14 protein-coding genes, 1 tRNA gene and 1 pseudogene are annotated in these 17,472 nt (G+C 53.5%); 7 read left to right on the top strand and 9 right to left on the bottom strand.

Going from position 1 to position 17,472, the window contains the following annotated elements; all coding sequences use genetic code 11:
• Positions 1–100: 100 nt before the first annotated feature.
• A complete protein-coding gene (locus tag H6F67_RS14225; protein ID WP_190767280.1) occupies positions 101–1,222 on the top strand; it encodes an ABC transporter ATP-binding protein in 1,122 nt (373 codons plus the stop codon).
• 49 nt (positions 1,223–1,271) lie between these two features.
• Positions 1,272–2,426: a PotD/PotF family extracellular solute-binding protein gene (locus tag H6F67_RS14220; protein ID WP_199304424.1), complete on the top strand. Its 1,155-nt coding sequence runs from the start codon at positions 1,272–1,274 to the stop codon at positions 2,424–2,426.
• Here H6F67_RS14220 and H6F67_RS14215 read toward each other — a convergent pair.
• Positions 2,413–2,562: a hypothetical protein gene (locus H6F67_RS14215; protein WP_190767279.1), complete on the bottom strand. Its 150-nt coding sequence runs from the start codon at positions 2,560–2,562 to the stop codon at positions 2,413–2,415. The two genes, H6F67_RS14220 and H6F67_RS14215, sit on opposite strands and share 14 nt — an antisense overlap.
• On the opposite strand from H6F67_RS14215, the gene H6F67_RS14210 reads away from it, so the two are divergent.
• The 3 genes from H6F67_RS14210 (at position 2,561) to argF (ending at position 5,114) form a co-directional block, all read left to right on the top strand.
• Positions 2,561–2,947 carry a YkvA family protein gene (locus tag H6F67_RS14210; RefSeq protein ID WP_190767278.1) on the top strand — a complete coding sequence of 129 codons (387 nt, stop codon included), beginning with the start codon at positions 2,561–2,563 and terminating at the stop codon, positions 2,945–2,947. The genes H6F67_RS14215 and H6F67_RS14210 overlap by 2 nt on opposite strands.
• 144 nt (positions 2,948–3,091) lie before the next feature.
• The gene (locus tag H6F67_RS14205; RefSeq protein WP_190767277.1) at positions 3,092–4,129 is read left to right on the top strand and encodes an ABC transporter substrate-binding protein; all 1,038 of its coding nucleotides are present in this window, start codon (positions 3,092–3,094) and stop codon (positions 4,127–4,129) included.
• Positions 4,130–4,187: 58 nt separating this feature from the next.
• A complete protein-coding gene (argF, locus tag H6F67_RS14200) occupies positions 4,188–5,114 on the top strand; it encodes an ornithine carbamoyltransferase (RefSeq protein ID WP_190767376.1) in 927 nt (308 codons plus the stop codon).
• Positions 5,115–5,249: 135 nt separating this feature from the next.
• On the opposite strand, the gene H6F67_RS14195 is transcribed toward argF, so the two are convergent.
• From H6F67_RS14195 to H6F67_RS14185, 3 genes are all read right to left on the bottom strand, one after another.
• Positions 5,250–9,080 carry an Ig-like domain-containing protein gene (locus H6F67_RS14195; RefSeq protein ID WP_190767276.1) on the bottom strand — a complete coding sequence of 1,277 codons (3,831 nt, stop codon included), beginning with the start codon at positions 9,078–9,080 and terminating at the stop codon, positions 5,250–5,252.
• A gap of 589 nt (positions 9,081–9,669) precedes the next feature.
• Positions 9,670–11,271: a glycosyltransferase family 39 protein gene (locus H6F67_RS14190; RefSeq protein WP_190767275.1), complete on the bottom strand. Its 1,602-nt coding sequence runs from the start codon at positions 11,269–11,271 to the stop codon at positions 9,670–9,672.
• Positions 11,268–11,969: a DUF4079 domain-containing protein gene (locus H6F67_RS14185; protein WP_190767274.1), complete on the bottom strand. Its 702-nt coding sequence runs from the start codon at positions 11,967–11,969 to the stop codon at positions 11,268–11,270. The genes H6F67_RS14190 and H6F67_RS14185 overlap by 4 nt, the downstream gene beginning before the upstream one ends.
• Before the next feature lie 304 nt (positions 11,970–12,273).
• Here H6F67_RS14185 and H6F67_RS14180 point away from each other — a divergent pair, with 304 nt between their 5' ends.
• Positions 12,274–14,550, top strand: a complete 2,277-nt coding sequence (locus tag H6F67_RS14180; protein ID WP_199304422.1) for a glycosyltransferase — start codon at positions 12,274–12,276, stop codon at positions 14,548–14,550.
• A 12-nt stretch (positions 14,551–14,562) separates the two neighbouring features.
• On the opposite strand, the gene H6F67_RS14175 is transcribed toward H6F67_RS14180, so the two are convergent.
• The 5 genes from H6F67_RS14175 to H6F67_RS14155 form a co-directional block, all read right to left on the bottom strand.
• Complete coding sequence (locus H6F67_RS14175; protein WP_190767273.1) at positions 14,563–15,327, bottom strand: proteasome-type protease; 765 nt, start codon at positions 15,325–15,327, stop codon at positions 14,563–14,565.
• Between the two features lie 68 nt (positions 15,328–15,395).
• Positions 15,396–15,467 (bottom strand) — tRNA-Asn (locus H6F67_RS14170).
• Between the two features lie 66 nt (positions 15,468–15,533).
• The gene (locus tag H6F67_RS14165; protein ID WP_190767272.1) at positions 15,534–16,097 is read right to left on the bottom strand and encodes an NYN domain-containing protein; all 564 of its coding nucleotides are present in this window, start codon (positions 16,095–16,097) and stop codon (positions 15,534–15,536) included.
• Between the two features lie 74 nt (positions 16,098–16,171).
• On the bottom strand, positions 16,172–16,843 hold the full coding sequence (locus H6F67_RS14160) for an energy-coupling factor ABC transporter ATP-binding protein (RefSeq protein ID WP_190767271.1): 672 nt from the start codon (positions 16,841–16,843) through the stop codon (positions 16,172–16,174).
• Positions 16,844–16,847: 4 nt separating this feature from the next.
• Positions 16,848–17,117, bottom strand: a complete 270-nt coding sequence (locus H6F67_RS14155) for a hypothetical protein (RefSeq protein WP_190767270.1) — start codon at positions 17,115–17,117, stop codon at positions 16,848–16,850.
• Positions 17,118–17,361: 244 nt separating this feature from the next.
• Here H6F67_RS14155 and H6F67_RS14150 point away from each other — a divergent pair.
• Positions 17,362–17,472: pseudogene (locus H6F67_RS14150) on the top strand (photosystem II D2 protein (photosystem q(a) protein)); the annotation flags it as partial.

The following is a 17,472-nucleotide window of genomic DNA, read 5'->3' as shown; positions in this document are numbered from 1 at the left end:
GCCAAAGATTAAGGAAGAATAAAGTAAAGCCGCTGGCTTGATCGAGGTTCGTCTTCGCGCACTTGCACTTTCATTACATGGGAACCGATAGGACGCCAACATGTCCCAAACTGTGACACAACCCCGCCTCGCGACTGAAACCGACACCCACTTTGATGTTGAACTGTGCAAGGTTTTTAAGGTTTTCAATGGTGAACCCGCAGTTCGAGGCATCGATCTCAACATCGGTCAGGGCGAATTTTTCAGCATTTTGGGACCATCCGGCTGCGGTAAAACCACAACGTTGCGCTTGATTGCCGGATTTGATGAGCCAACCGCAGGCGAAGTAATTATTCGGGGGCGATCGATGACGCATGTTCCCGCCTATCGCCGTCCGGTCAACACGGTCTTTCAAAGCTACGCGCTGTTCGGCCACATGACCGTTTGGGACAACATCGCATTCGGGCTACGCATCAAAGGCCAAACCAAAGCGCAAGTGCAAGATCGAGTGCGCGACGCTTTGCGGCTGGTGAAGATGGAAAATTTTGCCAAGCGCTATCCGGCTCAGCTATCCGGCGGCCAGCAGCAGCGCGTCGCGTTGGCGCGAGCCTTGGTCAATCGCCCGACCGTCGTTTTGCTCGACGAGCCGCTGGGCGCTTTGGACTTGAAGCTGCGAAAAGAAATGCAGGTCGAGCTATCCAATCTGCATCGCGAACTTGGCGTGACGTTTGTGATGGTGACGCACGATCAAGAAGAAGCCCTCAGCTTGAGCGATCGCATTGCCGTGATGCACGATGGCAACATCGAGCAGATCGGCTCACCCAACCAGATTTATGAATATCCGCAAACGGCATTTGTGGCGGACTTCATTGGCGACACGAATTTGTTTCAGGGGCAGGTCGATTCGATCGATCGATCGCTGCTTCAGGTCACGACCGAAACCGGATTGGGCATTTTTGCCAAGCCGCTCGGTGCCAATGCTTCACCCGGCCAGCAGGTCGTTGTCAGCGTTCGCCCGGAAAAAATTCACGTCAGCCTGAATGCGCCGGACTTGACCACCAACTGTTTTGCAGGCCGCCTCAAGCACGTCATGTACATGGGCACGCATGTCCACTATGTGGTGAATCTCGATTCGGGCGAAAGCGTCACCGTGATGCAGCCCAAGCTTGAAACCGTGCCGGAAACGAACACACCGATTTTCATTCACTGGAATCCGATCGACTGTTTGGCGATCGCCACCTAGCCCTTTGCCAACCCCCGTCACTCCTTTTTGCTGTCGCTGGAGAAACACTATGCCTCCGATGAATTTTCGCACTGCTCGATCGTCTGCTCGACGAGTTGCCCTGACTCGTCGCCGCTTTTTGCAGGCATCTGCCGCTGCCGTGTCTGGCGCAATGCTGTCGAACTGCGCTCGCGGCATCAGCGATCCCAATGCTGCCCAGTCGTCTCCAACCGGAGAGGCAGCCGATGGCAGCACGCTGCATGTTTATTCCTGGTCAACCTACATTGACGACCAGGTGATTGATGAGTTCACCAAGGCAACGGGCATTCAGGTGGTTGCTGACATCTACGACTCAAATGAGACGATGCTCGCCAAGCTGCAAGCGGGAGGCGGCAAAGCCTACAGCATCATTTACCCGTCGGACTACATGGTGCAGCAAATGGTCGAACTCGACTTGCTGAATGAACTAGATAAATCGAGAATCGAGGGCGTTGAAAACAATCTGCTCGACAAGTGGCAAAATCCCGTTTACGACCCCAACAATACGCACAGCTTGCCGTTTGCCTGGGGCACCACAGGTTTAGTTTACAATTCCACCAAGCTCACGGAAGCCCCGACTGACTGGGATTACCTGTGGGACAACAAGGACACGCTCAACCAGCGCCTGACGCTGCTCAATGACGTGCGCGAAGTCATGGGCGCGGTTCTCAAGTCGCTCGGACACTCTTACAATTCGACCGATTCCGCGCAAATTCGAGCGGCTTACGACAAACTGATGGAGCTAAAGCCTGCGATCGCCTCGTTCACCTCTGACGGCTGGCGCGATCAGCTTGTGACCGGAGATTTGATTTTGTCGATGGGCTATTCGGTTGATGCGATCGACGTGATGACCGCGAATCCCGACGTCAAGTATGTCATTCCGGCCAGCGGTTCCTCGCTGTGGACAGACACAATGGTGATTCCCAAAGGCGCACCCAACCCCGAAGCCGCTTATGCCTGGATGAACTTTATGTATTCGCCCGAAAGCGCCGCTCGCGTCGTCAACCAGCTTAAGATCGCTACGCCAATCCGTGCCGCCTTTGACAAGATCGATGCGGATTTACGCAACAATCCCAGCTTGTTTCCACCCGAAGAACTGCTAGCGAAGTGCGAAGGCATTGCACCTGTGCCGCCAGAAGTCTCCGAGACGCTTGACAAGTACTGGACACAGCTCACCAGCGCTTAATTTCTGGTTTGTGAAGCGATCGACCGTGCAGTCGATCGCCTTTTACCTTCCCTAGATTTAATTCGTCACAAGGTACACCCGATCGCCCAATCCACGCGCTAGATTGGCCGTAATGTGCATGGGTACAAGCAAGCATGGCAAGTCCAGACAATTACACCGATCAAAATTTTTGGGAAAAGCTGCGTCGGTTCGCCGCGCAAGCAGGCCGCGAAGTCGTAGAAAAAGCGCTGATGCTTTACTACGCTGCTCAGCGACCAGAAACGCCGCTTTGGGCAAAGACGGTGATTTATTCCGCTTTGGCCTATTTTGTTTTGCCGACTGACGCAATTCCGGATCTGACGCCGATCGCCGGATATGCAGATGATTTAGGCGCACTCGCTGCTGCCCTGACGACGGTGGCGATGTGCATCACGCCAGAAGTCAAGCGCAACGCCAAGCAACAGCTCGAAGTTTGGTTTGGCAAAGAGGCTGAGGAGGTGACTAAATCCGCCGAACCAGTCGGGGAAATTCCGATCGAGTAAATGGGTCAGATTTCGATTTCGCAAATCGATTGGGGAAGTTGCGATCGCGGCTTTCCTTTTTTTTACAAATTCTTGTTCAATTCAATACAAAACCTATCTTGCTTGGTGTCATCATCAAATTACCCAAGGTTGAAAGGATAACGCATGAACGGGAAGCAGTGGCAGCGACGACAAATTCTTTTCTTGCTGTCCGGGGCGATCGGCAGCCTTGCCCTGCATTCGTGCAATTCCTCGACCTCCAGCAGCAATGGTGCGTCGGAGCCAACTAGTACAGAAGCGTCGCTCGCGATCGTCACCTGGATTGGCTACACGCCGCTCTACATCGCGCAGGAAAAAGGTTTCTACAAAGAAGCAGGCTTGGATCTGAAAATGCAGGTGTTTGGCTCGAACGTCGAGGCGAACGCTGCTTTTCGAGCTGGGCGCACCGATGCAATTACGCTTGTTCCTTCGGAAACGCTGACGTTAGCCGCAACGGATAAAGCTTTTCGTGTCGTTTATGTCGTCGATCTCTCCAGTGGCGGGGATGGCATTTTAGCTCGCAACAAAATTACCGATATTGCCGCTTTCAAAGGCCAAAAAATCGCCGTTGAACAAGGCGCAGTTAGCCACTTTTTCTTGCTGCAAGCAATGACAGAAGCAGGCTTAACCGAACAAGATGTGACGCTGGTAAATCTTGCACCGGATGCTGCCGCTTCTGCCTACCAAGCTGGACAGGTAGACATCGCCGTTTCCTATGCACCGTTTTTATTTACGGCCAACAGCGAACAAAAAGACGGGCGAATTATCTACGACAGTTCCAAGCTGAAATATCCAACCGCGCTGAGCGATTTGATTTTGTTTGATGAAGCATTTATCGAGCAAAATCCTCAAGCGATCGAAGCTTTTATTCGCGGCAATCTCAAAGCGCTGGAATTTCTCAACTCCAATCGGGCTGAAGGGCTAGAAATCGCCGCAAAACAGCTAGGCTTAACCGCCAGCGAACTTGATGAACAGCTCAAAAGCATCAAGCTGCCGAACTTGGCTGAAAATGTAGAAATGCTCAGCGATCCCAATAGCGACCTTTATTTGCTCAAGCCGATGGCCGACCTGACGCAGTTCTTGCAGTCGCAAGGCAAAATTCAACAAGCACCGGATCTGGATCGCCTGCTAGAGCCGAAATTTGTCAAGGCGATCGCCAGCTAAGGTGCGATCGATCTGCTAGGGTTAAAAACGTTTTGCGGGTGAATCACTGCCGATGAGTATTGCATCGTTAAAAGATCGAGATTTGCTGAGCATGGCCGATCTCAACCGCGACGAAGTGCTAGGTTTGCTGCATCTCGCTCGCGAAATGAAAGCAAGGCGCGTTAATTTGCGCTGTGCAAAAGTGCTGGGCTTGCTGTTTCAAAAAGCTTCCACCCGCACCAGAGTTAGCTTCTCGGTCGCGATGTATCAGCTTGGCGGCCAAGTGCTCGATCTCAACGCCAGCATTACCCAGGTGGGACGGGGCGAGCCGACGATCGATACCGCTCGCGTCCTCGATCGCTATCTTGACATCGTGGCGATCCGCACCTTTGAGCAGCAAGAGCTAGAAACCTTTGCCCACTACGCCAAAATTCCGGTCATCAACGCCCTCACGGATTTGGAGCATCCCTGTCAAGTGCTGGCCGACCTGATGACCATCCAAGAGCAGTTCGGCAACCTAGCGGGATTGACGTTGACCTATGTGGGAGATGGCAATAACATGGCGCATTCGCTGCTGCTGGGCTGTGCGCTGGTCGGCATGAATGTCCGGATTGCCTCCCCGAGCGAATATCAGCCGAATGCCGAAGTGGTCGATCGCGCCCGCCAAATCGCGGCTGACCAGTCAGAAGTCGTCATCACCACTGATCCGCAAGCCGCCGCCAAAAACGCCCACGTCCTCTACACCGATGTGTGGGCAAGCATGGGTCAAGAAGAGTTGGCTGCCACGCGCATTCCGATTTTCCAGCCCTATCAAATTAACGACGAACTGTTGACGATCGCTGATCCTGATGCGATCGTGCTGCACTGTTTGCCTGCCCATCGCGGTGAAGAAATTACCGAAGCCGTCCTCGAAGGCTCACAGTCTCGCGTTTGGGACGAAGCCGAAAACCGTTTGCACGCGCAAAAAGCGCTGCTCGCCTGCATTCTTGGAGCGGACTCAGCCTAGCGCACCTTATACTGATCGAAACGGAAGATTGGTGAGATGAATGGGCTGTGAGGGCGGTTCGCAAACCGCCCCTATCCAAGGATCTGCCTAACCGTCAATTCAATGGATATTACACGGCTAGAGGGCGATCGATGTCTAGCCGATGACGAAGTTGCCTGTCGTGATCGAACTGAGGGTGGCATTGTCGATCGTCACCAGCGTGGTGAAGGCTGTGCCGCTGCCGTTGCCGTCGCGATCGATGCGGACTTCGACCTTTGTGCCGACCTGCTTGAGTTCAACAAACTCTGAGAAGCGGCTGAGATCAGTTCTGCCCCCAAACTCGGTTGCCTTGAAGATGCCGCGCAGGTCGATTAAGTCTTCGCTGTTTAAGTCGAGAATGCGATCGCCCGCTTCTTGCAAACTGGTGTAAACAAACGTATCTCGACCTGCATTGCCGACCAAAGTGTCTCGACCAAGACCACCGACTAAGACATCGTTGCCGCGTCCGCCAATCAGGAAGTCATTGCCGTCGCCGCCAAGCAGCAGATCGTTGGCTTGATTGCCGCGCAAGGTGTCGTTGTCACCTCGACCAAGCAGGCGATCGTTGCGGCGACCGCCCCGCAGAATATCGGTGCCGCTGCTACCAATGAGAACATCGCTGCCGTTTCGTCCCCAAAGCGCGTTGCGCCCACCAAACCCGCGCAGCACATCTCGATCGCGGCCTCCAACCACCAAGCCGCGCCCATCAATTTGCTTGCCAGGTTTGCCGCTGCCAAACTTGATTGGAGGAAGCGCTCTGCTGAGGTAGGCGGTTGTCCAAGTTTCGATCGGCGTTGCAGCCAGCAGATTTCCGGCCACATCGCTGCTTTGCTCCAGCTTGAGACTCAGCCGATAGCTGCCTTGCGCCTGTGTAACGTCAGACAGATTATCGATCGTCCAGGTTTTGCGATTTGTGGTGCTGAGGCTCGCACCATCTAGAGACAAAGCTTGACCATCGCGCGTCAGCACCAGATCGGATAGATCAAAGTCGCTGACCGCTTCGTCAAACTCCAGCTCGATCGCGTTTACAGCGCTGTCTCGCAGTTTCGGCGTGACACGGGCGAATGTGCCGATCGCCGCTTGTGTGTCAATCACAATTGCTGTTGCGGGCGAAGCGGCACTGGCATTTCCCGCAACATCGAGCGTCTGAAAAGAAATGCTGTAGCTGCCGTCAGCCAAAGGCGCTGTGGGCGTAAAGATCCAGCGGCCTTGACTGTTGACGATCGCCTGCCCTAGAACCGTAGCATCTGCCAGCACTTGAACCGTGCTGCTAGCTGTACCCGTGCCGCTGAAGGTGGGCGTGGTGTCGGTGGTGATGCCATCCACATCGGAAATACCGCGATCGCTGAGCACTGACAGGCTCGGTGCAACGCTGGGTGCAACAGGCGCAGTTGTACGAAGATCCAAGTTGAAGACGTTCGACAGATTGCTTTCGTTACCCGCTCGATCGATGAAAGTGGCCGTAATAGGATGGATTCGCTCAGTCAGCGTCGATGAAGCGGTGACTGTCCAGCCACTGCTGCTTACTGTGCTGCTGCCAATTTCGATACGATTGCCGCTGCTGTCGGCAGTGTAAAGCTTGACCGTGTCGCCGATCGCGCCGCCCGTGCCCGTAAACGTCGGCGTCGCATCGTTTGTGATGTTGTCGGTTGACGATCGCCCTGTGTCGCTGTCGGCAATCAAATCTGGGGCAGCAGGAGGAGTCGGGGTGGTCAGGTCGAGTGTCACTTCGACTTCGGGCGATCGAGTGCTTTGATTGCCTGCCCGGTCGCGAAAGGTTGACCAGATGCGGCGAACGCCTTCAGTTAGTGCAGAAGTTGTTACCGACCAGTTGCCGCTTGCATCAATGGTTGCTGCCCCAACTAAATTGCTGTCCGTGTCGGAATAGAGTTCAACGCGATCGCCAACTGTTCCTGTGCCCGTAAAGGTTAAAGTCCGGTCATTCGTGAGGCGATCCGTATTGAACGCACCCGTGTCGCTTTCAGCCGCTAAAAGCGGCTCATCAATCGGCGCATCGGGTGCAATCGTGTCAACCACGATCGCTCGGTTCGCAGCGAGTGAACCGAGTGCGCCCGGAAGTGGCAGTGCCACGATCGCATTGCCGCTCGTTGTGTATTCGATCGCGCCGCCATTCAGTTCGAGGGCAGCACTCGAAGCGATGTCAAGGTCAAGGCTGTTGTCGCCTACTTGAACGGTGTAGCGGAAGGTCAGCGTGCTGCTGTTGTTGCCGCTGAGATAGGTGGCAACGCGATCGACTGTACCCGTTTCCAGTCGGAGCTGTGGTTGACCTGTTACACGAACAGCTTGATCAAAGGTGACGGTAATGTCGATCGTGTCTCCAGCGTTGTACGCACCATCTGGAGTCGTCGCGCTGATGTTGGTTACGTCGGTGCCGAGAATCCGAATTCCTTCACGGGCATCGGCAACAAAAACTTGATTGCCCTGAACGGCAATGCTATAGGCAATACCAGGTGTGTTGAAGTTGCCGATCGATTGAGGATTTTGTCGATCGCGAATGTTTACAACTTCGACGCCCGCATTGCCATCGGCAATATACGCATAGTCCCCTTGCACCGCAACGCCAATCGATGCACCCGCTGTGTTGAATCTGCTTACCAGCGATGGACTTTCCGGATTGCTGATGTTGATGATGTACAGTCCATCTGCTGTTCCGTCGCCTTCGGGAGGCAGATCGCGTGAGGTTACATAGGCAAAACCGCCTGCGATCGCTACGCCAGTTGCAAACCCAGGATCAGCGAGGCGGCCTGCGATCGTGGGGGCGAGCGGATTGCTGATGTTCACAATTTGCAGGCCGTTTGTGCCATCGGCAATGTAAGCATAGTTGCCTGCAACCGCCACGCCAAACGCGCTAGTTGTGTCTAAAGTAGTGACCCGTTGAGGATTGGTCGGATCGCGGATGTCAAAAACTTGCAGGCCAGACTGATGAGCGGCCACATAAGCATAATTGCCTGCAACCGCCACGCTGTATGCTTGACTGAGCGCTGTTGTTTCAACAGCGGTGCTGCTGTTGCCGATCGGCGTAAGCTGCTTTCCAGAATTGACTTCGGTAATTTCAAAAATCCGCAAGCCTTCTAAGCCATGTGCAACATACGCCAAGTTCCCTACCACGACGATGCCAAAAGCGCCGTTATCGTCATTCTCCTGTCCACTTGGCAGCGTCTCGGTATCAGTCAACTGTGGGCTAGCGGGATTGCTGATGTTGAAGACCTTGATCCCTTCAGCCTCATCCGTTAGGTATGCATAGCCATCGACGACCGTGATCCCCAGCGCTACCCAAGTATCGACACTGCCGATCGATCGCAAACCCAGCGTTGCCGAATAAGCCGCCAGTGTCTCTGCCCGGAATGGGGAATTCCAAGCATTGGCGCGATTAATCGGCGTAAACGCATTGAGCCGCCAGGTTCCGCCTTTTTCGGCCTGCCCAACGGTTTGAGTAGAAGCAGCGATCGTGGCTCCGGTCAACTCGTGAAGACGCTGCATGAAGGCGGCTCCGGCATCATTGGCCGCAACATTGCAGGCATAAATCTGGATCGATCGTGGGGCAAGCGGCAAGGTGCTAGCGAACCAAGCTTGCAGTTGAGCAGCATAGGCATCGATCGTTGCTAGACTCAGTTGCATATTGCCAAGATCGACACAGCCCGGAGCGCCATGTGCGACCAAGTGCAAGCTTGAAATTTCTGGGTATCGCTGGAGCGTTTCGGTAATTTGTTCGATGCCGTCGCGATCGGAGCGCAAAATGAGAACTTCTGCATCGTGAATTGTTCCCGCTGCCAGCATTTCAAACTGGTCAATCTTCGCATCAATCACGACTAGCAAGCGCGACTGGCAAACTGGCGACGGATGGAAGTCGTCTTGATAGCCGTTCGATCGAAAATTATCAGCCGAGCAATGTTTCAGGCTGGTGATGTCCGCAACAGCGACAGTCATAAAAGTTCCTATCCTTATCGATGACGTAGATGGCTTTTTGCAATCAGGATTACAGCAAAAACTCACCTGCTCAGGCAGATGCAGGTTTCGGTTGATACACCCAGCCTAAGAGTGATGCAGAGCAAAATTGCCCGCCACTCTAGCTGACCTGAATGAAACTGAAGCAGGCAACTTCACTGGAATCACCGAGACAGTTGCCCAAGCCAAATTCAGGAACGCTATGATCACTATTCCCGATCGCAACTACCCAATAACAGTTTGTCTAAAGATGCAGGTTTTCTCAGCAAATCCACCGAGCTTTACACAAACTTTATCTGTCTGTTTTCAGTGTGCCTACGATCGCTCAACTTGATCAAAAAGACGCGGGTGGGACAAAGCGTTAAACGCCTTTTTGAGACGCTAGATTGCAACGGTGTGAAGCGTCAACTCAAAAATTCCGCCGATGATATCTTCTCATCGAACTGCCAGATGGAATGCAGCGATATTCCCAGAAAGCAGTCGAGGGGCTTAGCCCCCCAAGCCCCTCACTGTGAGGTAACAAGTACCTCTGTTCGGAAGACGTGTGGCGATCGCAAAAGTTCCAGCAACATTAGCGCAACTGCCACAAAGATAAGTGAAAATCCTGAAATCGTTGCTGACTGCTGGTTTGACGCTGCTGTTCAATTGCCTGTCGCTGTTGCTCATTGAGATTGAGCAAAAATACTGAATCGAAATTGCGATCGATCGTCGGAATCGGAGCAGATTTGCTGTTGGTGAGGTCGAAAATCAGTTGCAGATGCACGTCGCGATCGAGCAAATCACTGAGCGCAAAGAGATTGCCAAAATTGACTGCAAAGGAACTTGTGACCAGCAAGGGGCGCGGCTCCTGACTGATGATGGCCGCTAAAGGGCGATTGTTGTAGCTGATCACCTTGTTCCAAGCAGTGTCCGCAAAGGTCGCTTGAACGCAGGCGATCGCACTCACGGATAAAACGAGCGCGGCGATCGCTCGTCCCCAGTTGTGGCGCGACCAGCGGGCAAGCAGGAAGGCGATCGCAAGCTGCAAGGCAAGATAGCACGGCACAAGATAGCGACTGGCTGCCGATCGCTGTCCACCTATTAGAAAATCGGGCAGCGCCAGCGGCAAAAAGGTTGCAGCAAACAATGTGACAATGAAGCCCCAAGTGGCGAAGGCAGTTTGGCGGCAGACGACATACAGCGCGATCGCACTCAGCAGCAGCACGACTGGCAAGCTGAAATAGACGGTCGCACTGTCAAAGCCAAAATCGCTCGGCGTCAAGACAAAGGCGCGATCGAGACTCAAGCCCCAAAGCTTCAGCAGAATCAGGCGATCGCTTCCTGTTGCCGTCCAGGTTGCGCCCGTGCTTGACCAGGTGGAAACAACAAGCCACAGCCAGGGCGCAAAGGCCAGCACTGAGAGGACGATCGCGCTTCCAAAGGCAATCAGGCTGCGGCTAAGCCGACGTTCGCGCAGTAAGACATAAATGCCGTGACCGATCGCCACCAGAATCATCAGCAGGTAGGTGTAGAGTCCCAAAATCAGCGAAATGCTGTAGGCAATCCAGCTTGAACGAGATCGCAGGCGGAGCGATCGCAGCAGTAAGGCGCTTGATATGGCAGTCAGCAGCGCCCAAAGCGCATATTCGCGAGCTTCTTGGGCATAGAGCAGGTGATAAGGTGAAACGGCAACGAGGGCGACTGTAAACCAGCAGGCCGTTTGGCGAACTTTGGGATCAGCGTGCGATCGCTTGGCCGATCCTAAATACTGCCGTCCCGCTTCAATTTGAACAAATAGTTCGTGCGCCAGCCAGTACATCGCAGGCAGAACAAGTAGACTTGTTAGCGCCGAGAAACTGCGGACAATCGACGAGGTGCTGCGCCCCCACAGATCCACCCACCCGCGCACCATCACGTAGTAGAGCGGCGGATGCTGGGGATCGTCGATCGCCAAGGTTTTGAAGGTGTCGATCCAGGTTTTTTCAGAATTCGGATGCTGGTAGCGATCGAGCGCGGCGATCGGCAACACTTCGCCTGTGAAAATCTGCTGGTAGACCTCAGCTTGCGTGTAGCCAGAAATTCTCAGCGAGGTGTAGGCTTCGTCGTGCCAGTAGAGTTTGCCGTCCAGATTGGTCAGACGCAGAATTGCCCCGAACAAAATGACGATCGCTAGTGCCCAGCTAAGCCGCTTCATGATTGGGGTGGCGGGGCAGGAGGGGGACAGGTGAGATTTGTGAAATCGCACTGGTAGAGGTGTTGCTCTTGCCAGCTTAGCGGGATTTCAAGCAGATCGCGTGCGCCTGTGAAGCCTTGTCCCACAAACAGCAGCAGGGCGGCAACGTTCAAAGCAATGTGAATGCGTCGCCAAGTTTTCGATCGATAAATCTCTGGCACGATCGCCAAGGCCACAATCATCAGCACGGAGGCCGTGATGCCGTAGTAGTAGTGCGACACTTGCCACTCAAAGCCGCGCCGAAATACTTCCGGCTGGCAGCCCAGCAAAATCAAGCCCATGCTCGTCAGCGTGGCAAAAACCGCTCGCCACAGCTTGGTGCGAGCCAGATAGAGCATCACGAGGGAAGCGATCGACAAGGCAAACATCGTCACCACAAAGCCAACGCGCATCGAATCTTGGTTCCAGGTTTGAGCCGTTACCATTTTTTTGCCGATCGCCTGTGCCAAACCGAGCAGGGCGAGTCCCACCACTGCTCCGGTCAGCCATCTGCCAAACTGCAAGTGTTCTTTGCCAACCACAGCCGGAATTTTGCTCTTGTCGCTCAGGCGTCGCTGGCGCGTTTGCCAAGCGTAGTGCGTGACGATTCCCAGCAGCGGAAAGACGAACACAACCGCGATCGCCGGATGCAAAATCGTCACTAGATCTTTCGCTTCCATTTTTGAGACCTTTTCGAGTCAGCAATATTTTACGAACAAGGTTAATTAGAACTTGGGTAAACGTCCTGTTCCAGTTTGAAAGGCAAGAATACTGTATCGGTTTCGGATTGTTGCAGAGTGTTTCCTATCGGACAAATTTGTTTCCTATCAGACAAATTGTAGTGAAATTCGTCTTTAGATTGAATGTTTAGAATTTTCTGCTAAGACGATCGCTAACTCCGACTCCTGTAATAATTCTTTCAAAATTTGAGTCGATCGCCAATTTTGCTGCACCCTTTTGTCAGTGCCCTTTGCCAGGTGAACTATGTCAACGACAAAAAAGCTTAAGTCTACCGCTCCACCACTCAAGCCGCTGTTTCGGCTGCAACTGACCACTTTGATTATGCTGAGCGTCGTGCTGGGAGCAGGCGCGATCGTGACGGCTTGGTTTACGGGACAGGGCACAATTACCAAGATTTTTCAGCAGCTTAACGCAATTCAACAAGACCCGCCCTTGTGGTTAGAAGTGCCAATGGTAACAGGTGGCTATCTGCTTTTTTGGGCAGTCGCACTAATGGTCGTAGTACTTGCGATTACAAAAGTGTCTCCGCAGCCGAAAGTGTGGTCGCGCACGATCGTAATTGGCATTTTGCTGATTCTCACCGTTCGCTATGTTTTGTGGCGATCGATCGCGACGCTGAACACGAGTACGCCGCTAAATGGTGTATTCAGCTTGGGTTTATTTGGACTGGAAATGCTGATGCTGGTCAGCGGAACGCTTCAGCTATTTTTGATGTTGCGAGTCCGCGATCGACGCGAGCAAGCTGATGTTTTATCTGAAGATGTCATCTGCCAAAAATATGCGCCAAGCGTTGATATTTTTATTCCGACTTATAACGAACCGACATTTATTTTGCGGCGAACGATCATCGGCTGTCAGGCGATCGAATATAACCACAAAACCGTTTATTTGCTGGATGACACGCGCCGCCCAGAAGTCGAAGCATTAGCGCAAGAATTAGGCTGTGAATATCGCACAAGACCGGATAACCGCCATGCAAAAGCGGGCAATTTGAACTATGCGATCGAGCGAACCAATGGTGAACTGATTGTTGTTTTTGATGCTGATTTCGTGCCAACAAAAAATTTTTTGACGCGCACGATCGGATTTTTTCAAGACTCGACGGTTGCCTTGGTGCAAACACCACAGAGTTTTTATAATTCTGATCCGATCGCTCGCAATTTAGGCTTAGAAGACGTTTTGACGCCGGAAGAAGAAGTGTTCTATCGACAAATTCAGCCAATTCGCGACGGAGCCGGAAGCGTCATCTGTTCAGGAACTTCGTTTGTTGTTCGGCGCAGTGCCCTCGAAGCCACAGGCGGATTTGTCACCGATTCGCTCAGCGAAGATTATTTCACGGGAATTCGGCTTTCCGCGCAGGGCTATCGTTTGCTGTATCTCGATGAAAAACTGAGTGCCGGACTTGCAGCAGAAAACATTGCCGCTCATGCGCTTCAGCGACTCCGCTGGGCAAGAGGAACGCTGCAAGCCTTTTTCATCAAGTCCAATCCGCTCACGATTCCCGGACTAAAGCCGCTTCAGCGTTTGGCGCACTTCGAGGGCTTGCTGCACTGGTTTACGAGCATTTCACAGGTCGGCTTTTTGCTGATGCCGCTGGCCTATTCGTTTTTGGGCGTGATTCCCCTCCGATCGACCAGCCACGAACTGCTTTACTACTTTTTGCCTTACTACCTGGTTCAGTTGACCGTATTTTCCTGGCTGAACTATCGATCGCGCTCTGCCCTCCTTAGCGGTATTTACACCCTCGTTCTCTGCTTTCCCCTCGCGCTAACGGTCGTGCAGGTGATGCTCAATCCCTTCTCAAAAGGCTTCAGCGTTACGCCGAAAGGCACGGCGAGCGATCGATTTTCCTTTAACTGGAGTTTGGCTTGGCCGCTGCTGATTCTGTTCGTTGCGACTGCCGTTAGCCTCTGGGTGAACTTGGGGATGTGCATGATCAAAGGCGCATGGCAGCAAACCGTCGCTCCCGAAGTCGCGCTGCAAGTCAAAGGCATCGGTTTGGGCTGGATCTGGAGCGCTTACAACCTGCTGATGATCGGAATTGCGCTGCTGATTTTGCTGGATGTGCCGCGCCCGCATCCGCACGAATGGTTTGATCTGCGGCGAACGGTACGCCTGACGATCGAGGGCGATCGCTCATTCTGGGGCGTAACCACGATGATTTCAGAAGTCGGCCTTGAAGTTGCTTTGACGCAAGCAGGCTTTCCTGATTTGGCGGAAAGTGCTCGACTGCCGCTGACGCTCGAAATCCTCGAATCTAACTTGATTTTGCACGGGCAAGCCATCCGCACCGGATACCGCGACGAATTCCCTACCGTCCGCATCTTTTTCGAGCCGCTTTCACTTGCCGAACAGCGCCAACTGGTCGAAATGCTGTTTTGCCGTCCGGGACAATGGAAGCGTCGCCACACTCCGGGCGAACTGCAATCGCTGCTGTTGCTGTTTCGCGCGTTGCTCAAGCCAAAAGTGCTGTTCGATCGCCAGGCCGATGTCAGCGCCATGACGGTTGCAAAAGTTTGATCCTCAATCGATTCACAAATCAGCATCGATCGCTACTGCTTCAACCGCAGGTGCATCCCAAGCAATATCCGGCATTGATTCAAACGCTTGACGCAGCGAAATTTCCCAGTGCTGACGAATTTTCATCAGATAGGGATCGCCCATCCGGAGCCGCAACTGATGCTGAATGATAAAGCTGTTGGCTTTGTAGGCCACCAGATTAATTGGAGGGCCAACGGAGATATTAGACTTCATCGTGGAGTCGATCGACATCAAAGCGCATTTGGCAGCATCGCCCAAGGGCGTATCCGGGCGAATGGTGCGATCGAGAATCGGCTTGCCGTATTTGGTTTCGCCAATTTGCAAAAACGGCGTTTCCGGCGTCGCCTGAATGAAATTGCCCTGACTGTAGATCAAATACAGTTGCGGCGGTTCGCCTTGAATCTGTCCGCCCAACAGCAAGCTGCACTTGAAGTCGATGCGATCGCGCTCTAGCCACGATCGGTCTTGCTCTTGCACCTGCCGAATTTTGCTGCCGATGTAGCGGGCAACTTCGTTGAGCGAAGGAAGGCTGTGTAAGTTTTCCTGGGCAACGTGCAAATCGCGATCGAGCAGGTTGAGAACCGCCTGCGTCACTGACAAATTTCCTGCCGTGCAGAGCAGCAGGACGCGATCGCCTGACCGCGAAAAGTCAAACAGCTTTTGATAGGTCGAGATGTTGTCTACGCCTGCATTCGTGCGCGAGTCAGCGGCCATCACTAAGCCGTCGCGGGTGATGATGCCGAGGCAGTAGGTCATGTCGATCGCGCCAAAACTCCTCTCAAATCTTAGAGGATGCCGTGCCGCCTTTTATCGGTTTAATTGAACTCCCCAGGCAAGATTCGAACTTGCGACCAATCGGTTAACAGCCGACCGCTCTACCACTGAGCTACTGAGGAACGCGAATCCAATAATAACCAAAATCAACTCGATTTGACAAGCGGTTCGATCGATCTTTTTGAAAATTAGCGAGATTCGTCGCTGCGGATGCCGAAACGCATTTGAGCGAGGCGCTGCTGGGCGATCGGGTCGATCGCATTGGCCAAAAACCGAGACTGCGATTTGCGCTTTTGTTTCTGCTTGCTGCGGACGCGGTGGACAGAAGTTTCCACTTCATGCCGCAACTGCTGAGCAGAAATCCACTCTGCTCCGTAGCCGACGACCGTAAGCTGCTGGGCGCGATCGGAGGTGGCAACGATTAAGCGCTGCTCAAATTTGCGGAGATCTTGCCGGAAGAGGGCGCATGATCGCTCAATGTAAGTATCGGCAGTTTGGCGATAGTCGGTGTAGCAAACCGACAGATTTTGCGTCACGATTTCACGGCATCCTGGATTGCCCTGAAACTGCGCGTCAAACACAATGCGGGTGTCGTAGTCGTGAAACGCGCTGTAGCCCACTAAAGCTTCAACTAAACCGCGCCGCGCTGATTCCAAGCCTTCTGTGTCGCGCAACCGCTGCAAATCCGGCCACGCGCCAATCACGTTATAGCCGTCAACGAGAAACAGAGCTTGCGGGTGGGCAGATGGCATGGCTTCAGGTTGGCATCAGAAATTTGCATCAAGACTATTTCTATGATGCCAACAAATCTTGAATATTTGTTAAATTATTCGGCTCTGTCTTGCTGCATCAATCGTCGCTTCAGGCGATCGGGGTCGCCGCGATCGACCACCCGCCCGTGCTCCAGCAAAAATGCGCCATCACAATAATCCAGTTCATTCAAACGGTGCGTCACCCACAAAGCCGTCAGACCGCGACTTTTCACCAAGCGCTGCACCTGCGTTACCAGTTCGCGCTGACTGTCCGGATCAAGCAGGGCAGTCGGCTCATCGAGCAGCAGCACCTCACAGTGACGCGCGATCGCGCCCGCGATCGCGATTCGCTGCTTTTGACCACCGCTGAGCGCATAAATCGGACGCCGCTGGAGATGAGACAGGTTGACGGCTGCAAGTGCTTCGTGGACACGCGATCGCACTTCGGGAAACGGCAAATTTTCCTCGACCAGTCCAAACGCTACGTCCGCGCCGACAGTCGGCATGACAAGCTGGTGATCCGGATTTTGAAACACAAAGCCAACCGGAGGCAACACGCCAATCCGCCCAGAGTGCGGCTGCAAAATGCCCGTGAGCAGCCGCAGCAGCGTGGATTTGCCGCTGCCGTTGCTGCCCAAGAGCATCCAAAATTCGCCGCGCGGAACACTCAGCGAGCAAGATTCCAGCACGGTCGAACCGTTTGCCCACTGAAACGTTAGATCTTCGACGGCGATCGCATTCGTCATGCGGCTACTGAGCGATCGCAAAGAAACCTGGAGGTCTGCCGGATGCGGCTCCAGTCGATGACTTTTCGGACATCTGCACGGCGGAAATTTCGCTGACCAAAATGCCGATCGTTTTTTCCGGCTGCTGTTCGCAGGTGATTTCCAGCACAGTCGGATTGCCGTCGCGAATCGCGTCTAAGACTTGCTGATACACGGCTTTGGCGTCTTCAAGCGTTTTGCGCTGGACGGAGAGCGAAGAAGGCGTGTTTTTGAGCGCCAGATCAATGATGAACATAAAACTTATCGAGACCGAATTCCACCCTTCCAGTATCTCAGATGTCAGCCGAAGCGTGGGATCAGGCGGCTGAGCGATCGAATTTAACGTTTCCTTTAATTTTTGAGGCTGGAAAAATTAGAAAAGGTTTGTCTATAATGAGACGAAGTAAAGAAACGTAAACCTCGCTTGCGGTTGCACCGTTTTGTGGTCGATCGCTAAGCGTTGTCCTTATCCCATCCCTATCTCTTTTGGAGAATCAAAAATGACCATAGCAATGGGACGCGCGGCAGCGGGTCGCGGGTGGTTCGACGCCCTCGACGACTGGCTCAAGCGCGACAGATTCGTCTTCATCGGCTGGAGCGGCCTTTTGCTG

The sequence above is a fragment of the Microcoleus sp. FACHB-1515 genome, assembly GCF_014696105.1.
Taxonomy (GTDB): Bacteria; Cyanobacteriota; Cyanobacteriia; order Elainellales; family Elainellaceae; genus JAAUTJ01.
Note: the sequence above shows the minus strand (reverse complement) of the source record. Positions and strands in the feature narration are given on the sequence as shown.

Bases quoted from the DNA above. Each gene is read 5' to 3' on its own strand.
- H6F67_RS14225 (WP_190767280.1), top strand. From the start codon at position 101: ATGTCCCAAACTGTGACACAACCCCGCCTCGCGACTGAAACCGACACC.
- H6F67_RS14220 (WP_199304424.1), top strand. From the start codon at position 1,272: ATGCCTCCGATGAATTTTCGCACTGCTCGATCGTCTGCTCGACGAGTT.
- H6F67_RS14210 (WP_190767278.1), top strand. From the start codon at position 2,561: ATGGCAAGTCCAGACAATTACACCGATCAAAATTTTTGGGAAAAGCTG.
- H6F67_RS14215 (WP_190767279.1), bottom strand. From the start codon at position 2,562: ATGCTTGCTTGTACCCATGCACATTACGGCCAATCTAGCGCGTGGATT.
- H6F67_RS14205 (WP_190767277.1), top strand. From the start codon at position 3,092: ATGAACGGGAAGCAGTGGCAGCGACGACAAATTCTTTTCTTGCTGTCC.
- H6F67_RS14195 (WP_190767276.1), bottom strand. From the start codon at position 9,080: ATGACTGTCGCTGTTGCGGACATCACCAGCCTGAAACATTGCTCGGCT.
- H6F67_RS14190 (WP_190767275.1), bottom strand. From the start codon at position 11,271: ATGAAGCGGCTTAGCTGGGCACTAGCGATCGTCATTTTGTTCGGGGCA.
- H6F67_RS14185 (WP_190767274.1), bottom strand. From the start codon at position 11,969: ATGGAAGCGAAAGATCTAGTGACGATTTTGCATCCGGCGATCGCGGTT.
- H6F67_RS14180 (WP_199304422.1), top strand. From the start codon at position 12,274: ATGTCAACGACAAAAAAGCTTAAGTCTACCGCTCCACCACTCAAGCCG.
- H6F67_RS14175 (WP_190767273.1), bottom strand. From the start codon at position 15,327: ATGACCTACTGCCTCGGCATCATCACCCGCGACGGCTTAGTGATGGCC.
- H6F67_RS14165 (WP_190767272.1), bottom strand. From the start codon at position 16,097: ATGCCATCTGCCCACCCGCAAGCTCTGTTTCTCGTTGACGGCTATAAC.
- H6F67_RS14160 (WP_190767271.1), bottom strand. From the start codon at position 16,843: ATGACGAATGCGATCGCCGTCGAAGATCTAACGTTTCAGTGGGCAAAC.
- H6F67_RS14155 (WP_190767270.1), bottom strand. From the start codon at position 17,117: ATGTTCATCATTGATCTGGCGCTCAAAAACACGCCTTCTTCGCTCTCC.